We start from the raw sequence: 18,522 nt of genomic DNA on the forward strand, positions 1-18,522 counted from the left end.
GTCCTCGTGGAACGGGTGGTACTGCCTGCCGTGGCCGGTCTCCTGGCTGACGGGTTGCTGCGCGACGGATCCACCTTCCCGGGGCACCAGCGCCCCAGTGGTTCCGGACGACGGCGGGCGTCGTCCGGGTCGATCAGTCGCTCCCGATCACAGTGGCGAGGGCCGCACCGGTTCCACACCGGTTTCCCGAACACCACGGCCCGGGGACTGTACCAAGCGCTCGAGCCACCCCGGTGCCGCGGCGTTGCCTCATCCGGAGACGGGCAGCGGGGCGCTCGCCAGCGCGTCGTGCAGGACCTCGGCAATGCGGCGCAGCGGCGCGTCGGCGGTCATGCGCTAGTGCGTCGATGCCACCGGGTGGTTGTGCACCGTGCCGGTCACCGCCGCCACCCAGGTCTTGGCATTGACCGAGCACGTCCAATCATCGCGGGCCGCGGTGAAGAAGTGCAGGTCGCCGTCGAAGGACCGGGCGCTGTAGGCGGCATCCAGGGTTGCCGAGGCGAGGGCGGCGTCCACGACCCGCCGAATGCGTTCAGAGCCGAAGGAGGCGAACGGTTCCGGTAGCTCGCTCAGCCGCTCCGCCAGTTCGGTCACCTCCAGCGCGCCATCCAGGCCGAGTTCGGCGGCCTGTTCGCCGAGCAACCCGCCGAGCAGATCCGGAACCGTCACCTCGGCCGCGGTGACCGCCGCCGAATTCGCCTGCCGCAAGCGGCTGTCCATCATGGCCAGCAGCGCCACCTGCTCGCCCGCGTCCTGGAGTTGGACGGCCACGGCGTGCGCGAGGACGCCACCGAGGGACCAGCCGAGCAGATGGTAGGGGCCTTCGGGCTGCACCGCCCGGATGTGCTCGACATACAGGCGAGCCCAGTCCTCGATCGAATCCGGCAGGGGCTCGGGCGAACTCAGTGCGGGCGACTGGAGTCCGTAGAGCGGGCGGCCCGGATCCAGGTGGGCGGCCAGCCCGGCGAAGGACCAGGCGATGCCGCCGATCGGGTGGATGCAGAACAGCGGTGCGGCCGTGCTGTTGCCGGTGCGGGCGCGCACTGGCAGCAGGATGTCGAACGCGGCTTCCGAGTTCGCGCCCGCGGTGTTCGGGGATCGCAGTGCGCCGACGATTCCGGCGGGTGTGGGCGTGGTGAACACCCGGACCACCGGCACCGTTTCGGCCACGGCCGCGCTCAGGCGCGCCACCAGTCTCGTGGCGACGAGCAAATTGCCGCCGAGCTCGAAGAAGTTGTCGTCCAAGCCGATTCGCTCCAAGCCCAGCACGTCGGCGAAGACCTCGCAGACCGTGGTCTCGAGGGCTGTCGACGGGGCCCGGTGGGCCCGCGGCGCGAATTCCGGTGCGGGCAGGGCCGCGCGGTCGAGTTTGCCGGTCCGGCTCAGTGGCAACCGGTCGAGGACCACGATCGCGGTGGGCACCATGTGCGCGGGCAGGGTCCGGGCGGCCCATTCCATGAGGCGGTCCGGATCGAGGGGCCGGTCCCCCACCACGTACGACACCAGAACCATTGCACCGGAGGGTTTCTCGCGGCCGATCGTGACCGCGATGGCCACGTCCGCATGGGAGGTGAGGACCGCGTCGATCTCGCCGAGTTCGATGCGGAAACCGCGGATCTTGACCTGGAAGTCGGTGCGGCCGCGGTAGTCGAGCGCACCGTCCGCGGTCCAGGCCGCCAGATCTCCGGTGCGGTACATGCGCGCGCCGGGCCGGAACGGGTTGGCCACGAGGCGATCCGCGGTCAGGTCGGCGCGGCCGAAGTAGCCGCGGGCCAGCTGGGAACCGGCCAGATACAGCTCACCCGTGACGCCCGGCGGCACCGGCCGCAGGCGCGCATCCAGCACGTAGACCCGGCTGTTCCACACCTGCGTGCCGATCGGCACGGACGGGTCGGCGAGGCCGGTCACCGGATGGCGGGTGATCGAGACCGCCGCCTCGGTCGGGCCGTACAGGTTGAACAGCGCCGCCCGCGGCGCCATGAGCGTGAACCGGCGAGCCAGTACGCGGGCAGGGCCTCGCCGATGGCGAGCACGCGCCGTAGCGAATCCGGGAGGCTGCCGGTGAGCAGTGCGTCCAGCATCGAGGGGACGGTGTGCAGGGTGGTCACGCCCTCGCGGGTCATCAGGGCGTTCAGATAGGCCGGATCGCGCTGGCCGTCCGGTGCGGCGATGACCAGGCGGCCGCCGCATACCGCGGCCGACCAGAATTCCCACACCGACAGGTCGAAGGTCGCGGCCGTCTTCAACAGCACGGCATCGTCGGCGGTCAGCTCGAATTCCGTTGTCTTCCACAGCAGCTGGTTGACTATCGCGCCGTGGGAGACGGTCACGCCCTTGGGGCGGCCGGTGGAACCCGAGGTGAAGATCACGTAGGCCGCGTGTCCGGGCCGCAGGGGCCCGAGGCGGTCGGCGTCGGTGACCGTGGCGGTCGGCAGCGAGGACAGGTCCAGCAGATCCATTCGCACCACCGGCGCCGCGTGCGTGGCGAAATCGGAGTCGGCGTAGGTCAATACACAGACCGGCGCCGTCGTCTCCAGCAGGTAGTCGTGCGCTGTGCGGGCTGATCCGGGTCGAGCGGGACGTAGGCGCCACCGGCCTTGCTCACCGCGTACATGGCGACGACGAGGTTGACCGAACGCCGGATCGCCAGCGCCACTCGGGATTCCGGTCCGACGCCGCGGGTGATCAGATAGCGCGCGAGACGGTTCACCCGGGCGTCGAGTTCCGCGTAGCCGATCCGGGCGCCGTCGGCGGCGACCAATGCGACGGCGTCCGGGGTGGCGGCGATCGTCGCGTCGAGCAGTGACACCAGGGTGGCGTCGGCATTCGGCGCGAGGGCGTGCTCGGTGTCGTTCCAGTCCGTGAGAAGTCGGCGGTTCTCGTGCGGCGCAGGCAGATCGATTGCGCCGACGGGTAGTCGAGGTTCCGCGATGACGGCGTCGAGCACCCGGAGAAACCGGTCGGCGAAGTCCCGCACCGTGGATTCGTCGAACAGGTCCGTGGCGTAGGTGAGGTGCCCGCCGATGCCCGTCGGCGCACCGTGTTCGTCGTAGCCGTCGGCCACGATGAGGTGCAGATCGAACTGGGACAGTTGCCGATCGGTGGTCGATCCGGTGACGGTCAGGGCTGCGCCGCCCTGTGCGTCGGGCAGTGCGAAATCGACCGGGGCCAGGTTCTGGAAGGACAGCCCCACCTGGAACAGCGGGTGCCGTGCGGTCGACCGCACCGGATTGAGCACCTCGACCAGGCGCTCGAACGGCACGTCGGCGTGCGCGTAGGCTTGCAGGTCTGTATCGCGCTGGCGGGCAGCCAGTTCGGTGAATCCGGCGGCGGCGTCCACCCGGGTGCGGAACACCAGGGTATTGACGAACATGCCGATCAAATCATCCAGCTCGGCCGCTCCGCGACCGGCCGTCGGCGTGCCGATGGCAATGTCGTCGGTGCCCGACAAGCGGGCCAGCAGCACCGCGAACGCGGTGTGCACCACCATGAACAGCGTCGCGCCCTGGGCGCGCGCCAGTTCGGCCAGCCCCGCATGGGTGGTGGCGTCGATGGCCACCTCCACCCGGCCGCCCGCGAAGGACTGCACCGCCGGGCGCGGCCGATCGCGGGGCAGGTCCAGCTGATCGGGCAGGTCGGCCAGCGCCTCGCGCCAGTAGGCGAGCTGCTGGGCCGCGAGGGAGTCCGGCTGGGCCTCGTCGCCGAGCAGGGCGCGCTGCCAGAGCGCGTAGTCGGCGTACTGCACCGGCAGCGGCGTCCACTGCGAAGCCTGGCCGCGTGCACGAGAGACATACGCGGTCACCAGATCTCGGGTGAGCGGTCCGCCGGAGTAGCCGTCGCCGCAGATGTGGTGGACGACGAGGGCGAGGATGTGTTCACCCTCGGCGACCTGCCAGAGCGCGGCCCGCAGCGGGACCTCGGTCGTGACATCGAAGCTGGTCGATGCCAGCTCCGCAACCGCCGATTCCACCTCGGAAGCGGCAAGAATTCCCACCTCGAGGTGCCGCACGCGCGCACCCGTCGACGGCAGGATGATCTGCACCGGCCCGGCGTCGGCCTGCGGGTAGACGGTGCGCAGGATCTCGTGCCGCGCAACCAGATCGGCGAAGACCGAGCGCATTGCCTCGACGTCGAGCGCGCCGCTGAGCCGCAGGGCGACAGGGATGTTGTAGGCGGCGGAGGTCGTGTCGAACCTGTTCAGGAACCACATGCGCTGCTGTGCGGGCGAGAGCGGAATATGTTGCGGCCGTTCGCCCGCCACCAGCACCGGGCGCTTGTGTTCGGTGGCGAGTTTCGCGATCTCGCGGGCCAGACCGGCCACGGTGGGCGCGGCGAAAAGCATCCGCACCGGCACCTGAACCTCCAGGGCAATGCCCAGGCGCGCCGTCACCCGGGTCGCCAGCAGAGAGTTGCCACCCAGCTCGAAGAAATCGTCGTCCGCGCCGATGCGGTCACGTCCGAGCACCTCGGCGAGTACCCCGGCCACGATGCGCTCGGCCGCGGTCGCGGGTTCCCGGTAGGGGCGGGCCGCGAATTCCGGTGCGGGCAGGGCCTTCCGATCGAGCTTGCCGACCGCCGTCAGCGGTACCTCATCGAGCACCACGACCGCCGCAGGCACCATGTGCCCCGGCAGAGTTCGAGCGGCCCAGCAAGTCAGCTGCTCGGGATCGAGAGCGCGACCCACCACGTATGACACCAATACGGTGACGCCGCTGGTGTTCTCACGTCCGATGGTTACCGCGAAGTCGACATCGGGATGCGCCGTGAGCACCGCGTCGATCTCGCCGAGCTCGATGCGGAAACCGCGAATCTTCACCTGGAAGTCGGTGCGGCCCACATACTCCAGTTCGCCGCCCACCGGCCCGGTGACGGGCACATCGATCCAGCGAACCAGATCGCCGGTGCGGTACATCTGTTCCCCCGGCGCTCCCCACGGATTGGCGACGAATCGATCCGCCGTCACGGCCGGACGCCGGTGATAGCCGCGGGCCAGGGCTGGTCCGGCGAGATACAGCTCACCCACGACGCCCGCGGGCACCGGACGCAGGCGGTTGTCGAGCACCATCGCCCAACCGCCGGGGACCGGGCGGCCGATCGACACCCGCTGTCCCGCCCGCAGAGTTGTGTACGCCGCGCCGATGGTGGCCTCGGTCGGGCCGTAGCCGTTCACGAAACGACGACCGGGCTGCCAAGCGGCCAGCAACTCGGAGGTGGCGGCCTCGCCGCCCACAGAGACCACGGCCAGATCACCGAGCCCGGACGGGTCGACGGTGCCGAGCAAAGCGTGGGTGATGATGGTGTGCGTCACGCGTTCGGCGCGCAGCAACTCGTGCAGTTCGGCGCCGCCGAGAATGTCCGGCGGCGCGATCACCAGGGTCGCGCCGGTGTAGGCGGCGGTGGCGATCTCCTCGACGGACTGATCGAAACTCGGAGAACAGATGTGCAGCATCCGGGACTCGGGTTCGAGCCGGTGCAGATCGGCCGAATAGCCGATCAGACCGCCGAGCCCGGCATGGGTGACGGTGACGCCCTTCGGCATACCCGTCGAGCCGGAGGTGTAGATGAGGTACGCGGCATGCGAAAGACACAGCGGCGCAAGATGATCGGCATCAGTGACCGGATCGGCGGGCAGTTCGGCGCAGTGCGCGCGGAACTCCGGGTCATCGAGCACCAGCCAGTCCACGTCTGCGGGCAACTGGCCCTGGTGGGCGCCCACGGTAATCCCCACCGCAGCACCGGAATCCGCGAGCATATAGCGCACCCGATCGGCCGGATACCCCGGATCGACGGGCAGGTAAGCGCCACCTGTCTTCGCAACCGCCCAAATAGCGACAATCATGGCGTACGACCGGCGCATGGCCAGCGCCACCACGGTTTCCGGCCCGATACCGCGAGCGATCAGCTCCCGCGCCAGGCGGGATGAATCGGCGTCGAGTTCTCCATAGGTATGGCTGTCCCCGGCCTCGCGCACGGCAACGCGTCCGTGACCGAGTTCCACACCCCGAGTGAGCAACTCCGGCAACAACCCGAGGGCCAGCGGGAATCCACCACCCATCCGGGTCAACCGGTGATACTCCGCCGGGGCCAGCAGGGGTATATCACCGACCCGCATGGCCGGTCGTCCGACAATGTCGGTCAGCACCCGAACGAATCGCTCGGCGAACGCCTCCACCGTGGCGTCGTCGAAAAGATCACGGGTGAAAGAGATCTCGCCATGCACAAGAGCGGATTCACCCTCGTCACCCGACACCACCAGGGCCAGGTCACTGCTTGCTTCCAGCGGGTTCGGCAGGGTAGGGACGCGAACTCCCGATGGCGCGAAGCCCGTTTCCACCGTCTCGAACGACAGCGATACCTGGAACAGCGGATGCCGGGCAGATGTCCGCCGCACCCCGAGCAGGTCGGCCAACTCCTCGAAAGGAATCCCCGCGTGCGCGATCGCGTCCAGTTCACCTCGGCGTGCAGCCGCGAGCAGATCCACAAACGACGCATCCACGTCCACGCGGGTCCGTAGCACCATATCGGCGCTGTGCGCGAGCTCCTGGTCGGCGGCTGTCTCTGCCGCCACGGGCAGCCGCTCGGAACGCACTGTGCTGTCCGTCATTTCGGCCACGAGCGGGCCGGGATGGCGGGCGGGGCTGTTGTCAGCGCGCGCCGCCATGCCGGGCGTCCCAATGGCGATGTCGTCGGTGCCGGTGAGTCGTGCCAGCAGCACCGCCAACGCGGTGCGGACGATCGTGGTCCATGTGACGTCTGCGCTGTCCGCGAGCTGTCGCAGGCCGTGGTGGATCTCCCGCGGCACCGAGAAGGCCACTCGCCCACGCGCTTGTGTACGCAGGACTGGGCGCGGGCGGTCGGTCGGGAGTTCCAGCCGGTCCGGCAGTCCGGCCAAGGCGGTGCGCCAGTAGCGGGCTCGGGCGATCGGGTCGCCGGAGGCAGCGTCGAGGGACCGCGCGATCTCGCTCGCGCGGCGGCCCGGGGCGGTGAGGAGGTCGGCCAGTACTCGCCGGAGACGGTCCGCGACGGCTTGTGCGGTGGCGGCGGCGACCGTGTCGCGGCGGTACTTCACCTGCACGAGGGTGCGGTCGTTGAGGAATACCAGGACGGTGATCGGGTAGTGCGTGAAATCCTCGCCGCTGAGGGCATCGATTCGGAGGTCGCCGAGTGCTCCACCGGCTTGGTTGAGTCCTTCGGCGTCGACCGGGTAGGACTCGAAAACCAGCATGGTGTCGAACAATTCGCCCTGGCCCGCGACGCGTTGGATGGCGCCGAGGCCGAGGTGATGGTGGTCGAGGAGGGAGATTTGTTCGGCTTGCAGGTCGCCGATCAGGGTTCGCGCCGTCGTGGTGCTGTTGAAGCGCACGCGCACCGGGATGGCGTCCACGAAAAGCCCGATCATCTCGCCGATGCCGTCGAGTTGGGCGGGGCGGCCGGAGATGGTCGCGCCGAAGACCACGTCGTCGCGGCCGGTGCTGCCCGCGAGCACCAGGCCCCAGGCTGTTTGCAGCAGGGTGTTGGCGGTGACTTCGGCGCTGGCCGCATAGGCGGTGAGTGCGGCTGTGGCGGCGGACAGCTCGAACTCGCAACGGCCGTAACCGGTTTCCGTTGCGGCGGGCCACGCCAGCTCGGGGGCGAGCATGGTCGGCGTGATGTCCGTGAGGACATTCGACCAGGCCCGCTCGGCGGCGGCGCGGTCCTGCTGTGCGAGCCAGTGCAGATAGTCGCGGTAGGGGCGCACGGGCGTGAGCACCGCCGGGTCGCCGCCGGTGGCGTAGAGGACCAGCAGTTCCTTCATGAGCAATGGCATGGACCAGCCGTCGAGCAGGATGTGGTGGCCGGTCAGGACCAGGTGGGTGTGCCCGGAATCGGTGGTGTACACCGTGAATCGCAGTAGCGGCGCCACCGCCGGGTCGAATCCGAGGCGCTGCCCGGCGAGCAGCAGTTCGGGCAGTTCGGCTTCGGCCACGCCCTCCACGATCCGCAGCGGGACCTCGACGTCGTCGACGACGACCTGTACGGAGGTGCCGTCGGCCACGGGCACGAACGCGGTGCGCAGGTTGGCGTGCCGGTCGAGCATGGCGCGTGCGGACCGCCGCAGCCGTTCGATATCCAGCTCGCCGGTCAGCTGCACGGCCAGCTGGATGATGTACGCCTCGGCGGAACCGTCCAGCAGCTCCATGAGCACCCGCAGCGAATCCTGCAAGGGCGACAGCGGCAGCACGTCCGACAGCGACGGGTAGGCGCACCGCCAGCGATCCAGCTCGGACTGAGAGACCCGGACCAGCGGCACGTCCGACGGAGTCAACCCGCCCGCCGCCGGATCGTCCAGGTGTGCGGCGAAGGCGGTGAGCGCGGCCGCGAAGTCGTCGGCCAGCTCCCGCACGGCCGCCTCGTCGAGGATGTCGCTCGCATAGCCGAAGCTCAGCTCCATCTGTGGCCCGGCCGCGGTCTCGGCGGTAATGGCGTTGATGTCGAGGACCGCGCCGACCGGCATGCTCGGGTCGTAGTCGACATCGAGCACACCCAGATCAGCTGTGGGCAACCAACTCTGGTCCGGCAGATCGGCGGGCGCACCGGTGGCCGCGCGCCCAAGGTAATTGAAGCTGATCTGGTCGATGTCACCAGCGAGCGACTCGGCGGTCTCGGCATGGAGATGGCGCAGCATGCCGAAGCCGATTCCCTTGTCCGGCAACGCAAGCAGCTGTTCCTTGACGGACTTCAGGATGGTCGCGATGCTCCGGGCATCGATGTCGGCGATACCGATGATGCGCGGCTCGTTCGAAACTCCGCTCGCCATCCCGGCACTCTCGCTGCCCGCGGGCGACGACACCGACGGCAGCTCAAGTGCGACCGGGTAGACGCTGGTGAACCAGCCGAGGGTGCGGGTGAGGTCCGCGCCGGGGACGGCATTCTCTTCGCGCCCATCACCTTCCAGCTTGATGCGGGTCACGGGTGCGTCGATGCCGCGCCGTGACCGCCAGGTACGCACGGCCAGTGCGAGGGCGGCGAGCAGGCCGTCGTTGACGCCGCCGCGGTAGCGGGCGGGCAGTGTGGTCAGCATGACCTCGGTGAAGTCGACCGGCACCTGGACCGTGACGGAGCGCAGGGTCGCGTAGGTGTCGATGGCGCGGTTCAGGGCGCGTGCGCCCAGCAGCGGGTCCGGAGTGGCGATTGTGCGCTGCCAATGGCCGAGTTCTGCGGTGCGTCCGGCGGCCGCTTCGGCGATGCCGTGCGCCCAGCGGCGGAACGACGTTCCCACCGCAGGCAGGACGATCGGCTGACCGGCGGCATGCTGTGCCCAGGCCAGGGGCAAATCCGGGATGAGGATGCGCCAGGAGACGCCGTCGATGACGTAGTGGTGGGCGGCCACGACGAGTACGTCACGCGCGTCGGGGCGGTGCAGCCGGACGAAGGACAGCATGCGTGCATTGGCCGGGTCGAGCGCGGCCTGGGCGGAAGTCATTGCAGCGCTGCCGATTCGGGTAAGTTCCTGCTCGTCCGCACCGGCGGGCACGCCGATCTCGGTGACCAGGGTTTCGGCGTCGACCGCAGTGCGCGGCAGCGCCTCGAACCGCCATTCGCCGCCGTCCTGCCAGACCCGCGAACGGAGTACCTCGTGCCGGTCCAGTACCGCCGCGATCGTGGTGATCAGCCCGGGGCGGTCGATGTTCTCGGGCAGCGCCAGCACCATCGTCTGGGCGAACCGATCGGAGGGTCGTTCGGCGAGGAATTCGGAAAGCACAGGGGTCAGCGGAACTTCGCCGATACCGCCGCCGGGGAGCTCGGCGAGGACGACCTGCGCCGCCTCCGCGCCCACGGCCGCGATCCGGGCCAGGGCGGCCACAGTCTTCTGCTCGAACACGTCGCGGGCGGTGAAGACGATCCCGGCTGTCTTGGCGCGCGACACCAGTTGGATCGACATGATGCTGTCGCCGCCGATCGCGAGGAACGAATCGTTCACGCCGACCGACTCGACACCGAGCACCTGGGCGAAGAGTTCGGCCAGCCGCGCTTCCACCGGGCCCTGCGGAGCGCGGGTCGCGGTCGTCTCGAAAACCTGTTCCGGCAGGGCTTTTCGGTCGATCTTGCCGTTCGAGGTGAGCGGCATCTCGTCGACCACGACAATGGCCGCGGGCACCATGTGCGCGGGCAGGATTCCGGCCGCGTACTCGGTGAGCCGGGCCGGTTCGACGCTGTGCCCGGGCGCGGACTGCACGTAGGACACCAGCGCGGTCGCCCCGGACGGCAGCGTGCGACCCACGGTGATGGCGAAGGCCACCTCGGCGCGGCCACTCAGCACCGCGTCGATCTCGCCGAGTTCGACGCGGAAGCCGCGCACCTTGACCTGTGCGTCGCAGCGGCCCACATAGTCGAACTGCCAATCCACCGACGCCCGTGCATGATTGCCGTCGCGCTGCTCGGGCGGCGCGTACCAGCGCACCACGTCACCGGTGCGGTACATGCGCGCGCCCGGCGCACCCCACGGGTCGGGGACGAATCGTTCGGCGGTGAGTCCGGGCCGGTTCCGATAACCGCGGGCCAGGCTGCCGCCGGTGAGATACAGCTCGCCCGCGACACCCGGCGGGACCGGTCGCAGCCGGGCGTCGAGCACCAGTGCGGCCATGCCCGCCACCGGGACGCCGATCGTAATGCGCTGTCCCACGGTCAGTTCCGCGTAGGAGGAGATGATGGTGGCCTCGGTAGGACCGTAGGCGTTGTAGTAGCGCCGCCCGGGCGCCCAGCGGGCCAGTAGGTCGGGGGTCATGACATCGCCGCCGACGAAGATCGCCTCGAAGGCGTCCAGCCCGGCGGGGTCGACGGTACCGAGCACGCCGGGGGTGATGAGGGCGTGCGTCACCCGCTCGGTGCGCAGCAGGTCGCCCAGTTCCGCGCCGCCGATGATGGACGGCGGCACGATGACCAGGGTCGCGCCCACGGAGAACGCGCACATCCATTCGAAGACCGAGGGATCGAAGCTCGGCGAGCAGATGTGCAGGAAGCGGTGCCGCGGTTCCAGCCGGTAGCGGCTCAGGGCGTCGGCGAGCATGCCGCCGAGCCCGGTGTGGGTCACGGTGACGCCCTTGGGCATACCCGTGGAACCCGAGGTGTAGATGACATAGGCCGGGTTGTGCATGCGCAGCGGCGCCCGGCGTTCCGAGTCCGCCACCGGACCGGCGGGGTAGGCGTCGCGGCGGCGATCGGTCTCGGGGTCATCGAGCACCAGCCACTCCGGGCCGCCGGGCAGCCGCCCGGAGTGCTCCGCGACGGTAATACCCAGCGTCACACCGGAATCGGCCACCATGTGCCGGATCCGGTCGGCGGGATAGCCGGGGTCGACGGGTACGTGCGCACCACCCGCCTTGGCAATGGCCAGCACCGCGAGCACCAGATCGTAACTGCGCGGCAGGGCCACAGCGACCAGGCTCTCCGGGCCGACCCCGCGGTCGATGAGCAGGCGCGCCAATTGCGAACTGCGGGCGTCGAGTTCGCCGTAGGTGACCGACCGGCCCTGGTAACGCACCGCAATGCGATCCGCCCCGAGTGCGATGCCGCGGGTCAGCAGGTCCGGCAGCAGTGCGGTGGTCATGACGTCGTCGGCGGGCACGTGGGTCAGCAACGCGAGTTCGTCGGCGGCGAGCAGCGGCAGGTCACCCACGGGCAGCTCCGGCCGATCCACAGCCGCATCGAGCAGGCGCAGGAACCGCTCGGCGAGCACCTCCACCGTGCGCCGGTCGAAAAGCTCACTCGCGAAGGCGAATTCCGTGAGGTCACCCTGTTCCGGCATACGCAGGGCCAGATCGATCGACGCGCCGGACGCGACCTCCGCACCGACCGTGAACATGACTTGGAACAGCGGGTGGCGGCCCTGTGATCGAACGGGGTCCAGCATTGCCGCCACCGCGTCGAACGGGACATCGGCGCGTGCGAAGGCTTGCAGGGCAACGTCTTCCGCATAGGCCAGCAGCGCGTGGAAGGATTCCTCGCCACGCACGCCGGTACGCAGGACCACCAGGTTCGAGGCACCGGCGTCCGGGGTCGCGGCCACCGGGGTACCGGTCGCGATGTCCGCGGTTCCGGACAGGCGCGCGAGCAGCACCGCGAACGCCGCGTGCGCGACGGTGAACACCGTCGTTTCCCGCGTACGGGCGAACTGCCGCAACCGCTCGTGCAGGTCCGCGCCGATGTCGAGGGCAATGCGGTCCCTCGCTACGGGGAAATCCGCGGCGGCGAGGTCGTCCACGGCGGCGCGGACCACTGCACCGGGGCGGTCCACCACGACGGGCGCGCCCGACCGCGGCCGATCCGCGGGCAGGTTCAACTCCTCGGGTAGCCCCGCCAGGGTCTCGCGCCAGTACCGCGTCTGCGCGATGACATCGTTGTGCGCGTCGAGCAGCGCGTGCAGATCGGCGGGCATGCGATCGGGCGCGGCGGCGAATTCGCCCAGCAGCAGCCGCATTCGATCGGCGAGCGCCTGGGCTTCGGCGGCGCCGACCAGATCGCGTCGATGCTGCACCGCGATGCGCAACCGGTCGCCCAGCTCCACTTCCACGGCCACCGGATAGTGGGTGAAATTGACCGCTCGCAGTCCGGCGATCTCCAATCCGTCGATCGCGCCGTGCGCCTGCCGCAGCCCGTCGGCGTCGACCGGATAGGACTCGAAGGCCAGGATGGAGTCGAACAATTCTCCCGCGCCCGCCGCGCGCTGGATCTCGGCCAGTCCGAGCTGATGGCTGTCGAGCAGCGAAACCTGTTCGGACTGTAGCCGGATCAGCAGCTTGCGCACCGGCTCCTGCTCGTCGAATCGGACGCGCACCGGAATGGTGTTGGCGAAGAGCCCCACCATATCGTCGACGCCGTCGAGCTGCGGGGGACGCCCGGAGACCACCGCGCCGAAGACGATATCGTCGCGTCCTGTGCAAGCGGCGAGCACCAGCGCCCACGCGGCCTGGACCGCCGTATTGACGGTGACTTCGGTGGCGGTGGCGAAGGCCGCCAGCGCGGCCGTCTCGACCTCGGACAGGATGGCTGCGCAGACCCCGTGACCCGCACCGGATTCCGTGGTCGGCGCCAATTCGGGCACCATCCGGGTCGGGCTCACCCCGGCCAGCGCCTCGCGCCAAGCATCGAGGGTGTGCTCCCGATCGCGGCGTGCCAGCCAGGCGATGTAATCGCGGTACGGCCGCACCCGCGGCAGCACCGAATCACCGTCGGCCGCATAGGAAACCAGCAGTTCCTTCATGAGCAACGGCATGGACCAGCCGTCCAGCAGCAGGTGATGGGAGGTCAGCACCAGCTGGACGCGGCCGGAACCGGTGCGGTACACCGTGAATCGCAACAGCGGCGCGACGGCGAGATCGAATCCGCGCCGCAGTTCGGCGGCACAGAGTTCGGCCGGATCGGCGTCGGGGGCGTCGACGACCCGCCACGGCACCTCGGCATGCGCGATGACGAGCTGCACCGGGGCGCCATCGGCGGTGGCGCCGAAGGCCGTGCGCAGGATGGCGTGGCGGTCGACCATTGTCTGCGCGGCCCGGCGCAGCCGCTCCAGATCGACGGCGCCGGACAGTTCCATCGCCCACTGCAACAGGTAGGGATCGGACTCCGCGCTGGAAACCTGTGTCAGATAGAACAATCCGAGTTGCAGCGGCGAGAGCGGCAGAATATCGGCCAGTCCCGGATGGTCACCGTGCCAGGCGTCGAGCTCACTCTGCGTGACCCGCACCAGCGGAACGTCGGCGGGGGTGAGCCCGCCCGCCGCCGGATGGGTCGTGTGGTCCGAGAGCATGGTCAGCGCGGCCACCCAGTGCTCGGCCAGCTCACGCACGGCGGGCTCGTCCAGAATCTCCCCAGCGTAGGCGAAGGAGGCGGACAGCACCGCGCCGTCGCCGGTCTCGGTGACGATCGCATTGATATCGACCACGGCGGGCGCGGGCATGGCCGGATCCTGCGCGGCGGCGGGTTCGCCCCAGGCGGCGGTCGGCAGCCAGCCGCCGTCCGCCAGCCCTTCCGGCACATCGCCGGTCGAGACCCGGCCCAGATAGTTGAAGCCGATCTGGCCGAGCGGGCCGTCGAGCGCGGCGGAGTCCGGGTGCAGGTGGCGCAGCAGCCCGAAGCCGATGCCATTGTCCGGCACCGCGAGTAGCTGTTCCTTGACCGATTTCAGGACCGCCGCGGTGTCCTCCCCGCCGTCCCAGGCGGCCTCGGCGTCGAGGCCGGACAGGTCCACGACCACCGGGTACATGGTGGTGAACCAGCCGATGGCGCGGTTGAGGTCGGCGCCGGGAACGGCATGCTCCTCGCGACCGTGCCCTTCGAGCCGGATGCGGGTGGCCGGGGCCTCGATATCCCGCTCCGCCCGCCAGGCGCGCACCGCCAGCGCCAGCGCGGCCAGCAGGCCGTCGTTGACACCGCCGCGGTACAGCGCGGGTAGCTCGGTCAGCACCGCGCGGGTCACCTCCGGCGGCACCGAGACACTGAATTGCCGCACGGTGGAGACGGTGTCGACGACCGGATCGAGCGCCCGCGCACCCAGCAGCGGATCGGCGGCGGCGAGAGTCCGCCGCCAGTGCTCCAGTTCCCCGGTGCGACCGGACGCCGTCTCGGCCAGACCGTGCGCCCAGCGCCGGAACGAGGTGCCGACCGCGGGCAGCGCGATCGGCTGCCCGGCGGCGTACTGCGCCCACGCGGCCACCAGATCCGAGACCAGGATGCGCCACGAGACGCCGTCGATCACAGCGTGATTCGCGACGACGATCACCGCGCCGGGACCGTCCGGGCGGGACAGCCAGGTGAACGCGAGCATGCGCGCCGCTGCCGGATCGAGGGCGCCGAGCGCGGCATCCATGGCCTTGTCGGCGAATGCGGCGAGCGCGTCGGCATCCAGTCCCGCGGGCGCCTCGACCGTGGTCAGCAGCTCGTCCGCCCCGGCCGCCTCGACCGGGGGCAAGGTCCGCAACTGCGCGCGTCCCTCGTCGAATCGCAGTCGGGCGCGCAGCATGTCGTGATGGTTCAGCACCGCGTCGAGTGTCGCGACCACCCCGGCCCGATCGATGCCCTCCGGCAGCGCGAGGACCAGTTGCTGGGTGAATCGGGCGAAGAATCGGCCACCGGCGGTATGGGCGGCCAGCACCGGCGTCAGCGGCATCTCGCCCACACCGCCGCCGGGCAGTTCGGTCAGCCCCGCCACCGGTTCGGCGCCGTCCACCGCCACCCGCGCCAGCCCGGCGACGGTGCGATGCTCGAAAACATCCTTGGGGGTGAACACGATTCCCGCCGCGCGGGCGCGCGACACCAGCTGGATGGATAGAATGCTGTCGCCACCGGCGGCGAAGAACGAATCCTCCGCGCCCACGCGGACACCGAGGACCTGGGTGAACAGTTCGGCGAGCCGGGTCTCCACCTCGCCCTCGGGCGCGCGCGAAGCGGCCGCCTCGAAGTCCGGCTCGGGCAGGGCCTGCCGATCCAGTTTTCCATTGGGCGTCAACGGGATAGCGTCGATCACGACGAAGGCGGACGGCACCATGTGGCCGGGCAGCGAGTCGCCCGCGAAGCGCGCGACCGCGGCCGTATCGAGCGCTGTTCCATTGCGCGGCAACACATACGCGACCAGCTCGGTGGCCCCCGAGGGCGCGGTCCGCCCGAGGGTGGCGGCGTATTCGATATCGGGATGCGCGGTGAGCGCGGCATCGATCTCACCGAGTTCGATGCGGAACCCGCGGATCTTCATCTGGAAGTCCGAGCGGCCCACGTATTTGATGGCGCCGTCGTCGATCCGGCGGCGCACCAGATCACCGGTGCGATACATGCGCGTCCCCGGCGTGCCCGCGTCACCGCCGAAGGCGGCGGCCACGAAGCGGTCCGCGGTGAGCGCCGCCCGTCCCAGATAGCCCTGGGCCAGTGCGGGACCGGACAGGTAGAGCTCGCCGACGACCCTCGCCGGAACCGGGCGCAGACGCGAATCCAGCACGACCGCACCGATTCCGGGCAGGGCCGCGCCGATGGTGATCGGCTCCGCCGTGGTCAGCTCGGCGCTGCTGGTCGCGAGAATGGTGGCCTCGGTGGGACCGTAGGCATTGAAGAACGAGCGCCCGGGCACGGCCCAGCGCTCGACCAGCCCGGGCCCGAACGCGTCACCGGCCACGACCACCACGCGCAGGGTCTCGAGCGCGGCCGGATCCACCGACTCCAGCGCCGCCGGGGTGATGAGGACATGGCTCACCCGCTCGCGCCGGATCAACTCGGCCAGCTCCTGGCCGCCGAAGACGGTGGCGGGCGAAATCACCAGCGTCGCACCGGAACCGAAGGCCAGGAGCAACTCCAGCACCGAGACGTCGAAGTTCGGCGAGCACACGTGCAGCACCCGGGCGCCGGGACCGACGCGGTAGCGCTCGCGAGCGGTCGCGACCAGCGCCGCCAGCCCGGCGTGGGTCACCGCCACGCCCTTGGGGCGGCCGGTGGACCCGGAGGTGTAGATGACGTAGGCCGGATGCTGTTCGGTGCGCGCGCGGACCCGGTCGACATAGGAGATCGGATGCGCGGGCCGGGCGGCCACGCGTGCACGGAATTCCGGATCGGCGAGGTCCAGCCATTCGATATCGGCGCCGAACGCGGCGCGGTGCGCGGTATCGGTCAGTCCGAGCACGGCATTCGAATCGGCGAGGATATAGGCGCGCCGCTCCGGCGGCAGCCCGGGGTCGACGGGCACGTACGCCGCACCGGTTTTGGCGATGGCCCAGACCGCCAGCACCGATTCGAACGACCGGGTGAAACCGACGGCGACGATATCGCCCGGCCCGACGCCGCGATCGATCAGCTCCCGCGCCAGGCGCGACGAGGACTCGTCGAGTTCGGTGTAGCCGATCTCGCGCCGCTCGCCCGACATACCGGTCGGTTCATAGCTAATGGCAATCTAATCCGCCGCCGACTCCACCGCGGCGGTCAGCAACTGAACAAAGAGAAGGCCCCCCGACCTACGACGAGTTCTACCTCGAACGGTACGACGAACCCTATCCATCCGAGTACTGCATTCCTCTCATTCGAGCCGTGGAGCAATCCGAAATCGACGCACTCGACCGTCCCGCGGCGCACCGTGGGCGAACCACGGTGGGAACGGCCGAGAAGCCATCGATTTTGGGGGCATTCGGCACATATCAGACCACAAGTGCGGTTTGGACGGGACATCGTTGCGGAGACCCCTCCTCCGCCACAGCGTCTCGCACGGGCTCCGGCGACGCGATGGCTATCCCTCTCAGACACCTCTGCGCGCGGAACTCCCTTGACGCAGGGTTATCACTTGATAACCTGACAATCAGAGGTTATCGATCGATAACCCACCGCCTGGGAGGTTCCAAGATGTCCGTGCTCACCCACCGGGGAATCGATGAGATTCGCACAACACTGCGTGAATACCTCGATCCGCAACCCCCCGCCCTGAGCCTGCCGCCAGCCGCGTACACCTCGGCCGAACTGTGGGAGCTCGAGTGCGAGCGGATCTTCCGCCGCTCGTGGTTCCTGGTCGCGCACACCGACCAGTTAGCGGAAAAAGGCGACTATGTGTCAGTGTCCATTGCGGGCGAACCGATCGTGGTCACCCGCGACGGGGAAGGCGCGCTGCATGCCCTCTCCCCCGTCTGCCGCCATCGGCTCATGCCCTTGGTGGAGCCCGGTGCGGGACAGCTCAAATCGTTCACCTGCCCCTATCACCGCTGGAACTACTCCCTGGACGGGCAGCTGCGCGGCGCGCCATACATGGGGGGCAATGCCGAATTCGTGCAGGCGGATTGCCGACTGCCGCGGTTCGCGGTCAGCGAGTGGAACGGGTTCGTCTGGGTGAACACCGATGCCGATGCCGATCCCATCGAGCCGCACCTCGAACTGGCCGCCCACCGCTTCGCCGCCTATCGGCTCGACCGCATGACGCTGGTCGACACGTGGTCGCTGGAATGGCAGGTCAATTGGAAAGTGGTGATGGAGAACGGGCACGAGAACTATCACGTGCTCGGACTGCACCAGCAGACGCTGGAGCCGTTCATACCCGGCGGCGGCGATGTGACGGTCGAGCACTACTCGCCGTGGGTGCTGCACGCGCGGATCCCGTTCACGCTGCCCATGCCGTCGCAGACACTGCGACTCGACGATATGCAGCAGGCGAACGGCATGGTGCTGGTCGGATTTCCGGTGAGCGCCTTCATCGCGCTGTCGGACCAGATCGTGTGGCTGACCTTCGTCCCGCTGACCATCGACCGGGTGCGGGTGCTGGGCGGAGTGCTCACCACGCCGGAACTGGCGGCGGCCGGGGACGAGTCGCTCGAGCGCACCCAGCAGGCGGTGACCGCCATGATCAACGAGGAGGATCGCGCGGGATTGGAGGCGGTACAGCGCGCGGTCGGCTCGCGCTTCGCCGAGCGCGGGCATCTGAGCCCCAAGGAGGCGCCGGGCATAATCGCCTTCTACCGCAATCTCGCCCAGGCCCTACTCGGCGACACGCCGTGGCCCGGACCGGTGGGCGAGTCGCGATAGCCT

At 69.6% G+C, this 18,522-nt stretch carries 1 protein-coding gene, 2 pseudogenes and 1 riboswitch; of the genes and pseudogenes, 1 reads left to right on the forward strand and 2 read right to left on the reverse strand.

The window, feature by feature from the left end; genetic code table 11:
• Positions 1–15 precede the first annotated feature (15 nt).
• A riboswitch (cobalamin riboswitch) is annotated at positions 16–213 on the reverse strand.
• A gap of 123 nt (positions 214–336) precedes the next feature.
• Positions 337–6,907, reverse strand: a pseudogene (locus NC4_RS45185) (amino acid adenylation domain-containing protein); the annotation flags it as partial.
• Positions 6,908–6,967: 60 nt separating this feature from the next.
• A pseudogene (locus tag NC4_RS43130) lies at positions 6,968–16,882 on the reverse strand (amino acid adenylation domain-containing protein); the annotation flags it as partial.
• A gap of 470 nt (positions 16,883–17,352) precedes the next feature.
• On the opposite strand from NC4_RS43130, the gene NC4_RS24405 reads away from it, so the two are divergent.
• The gene (locus NC4_RS24405) at positions 17,353–18,519 is read left to right on the forward strand and encodes an aromatic ring-hydroxylating oxygenase subunit alpha (protein ID WP_067542433.1); all 1,167 of its coding nucleotides are present in this window, start codon (positions 17,353–17,355) and stop codon (positions 18,517–18,519) included.
• Positions 18,520–18,522 lie beyond the last annotated feature (3 nt).

Origin of the sequence: Nocardia crassostreae (assembly GCF_001613405.1) — a bacterium.
Classification (GTDB): Bacteria; Actinomycetota; Actinomycetes; order Mycobacteriales; family Mycobacteriaceae; genus Nocardia; species Nocardia crassostreae.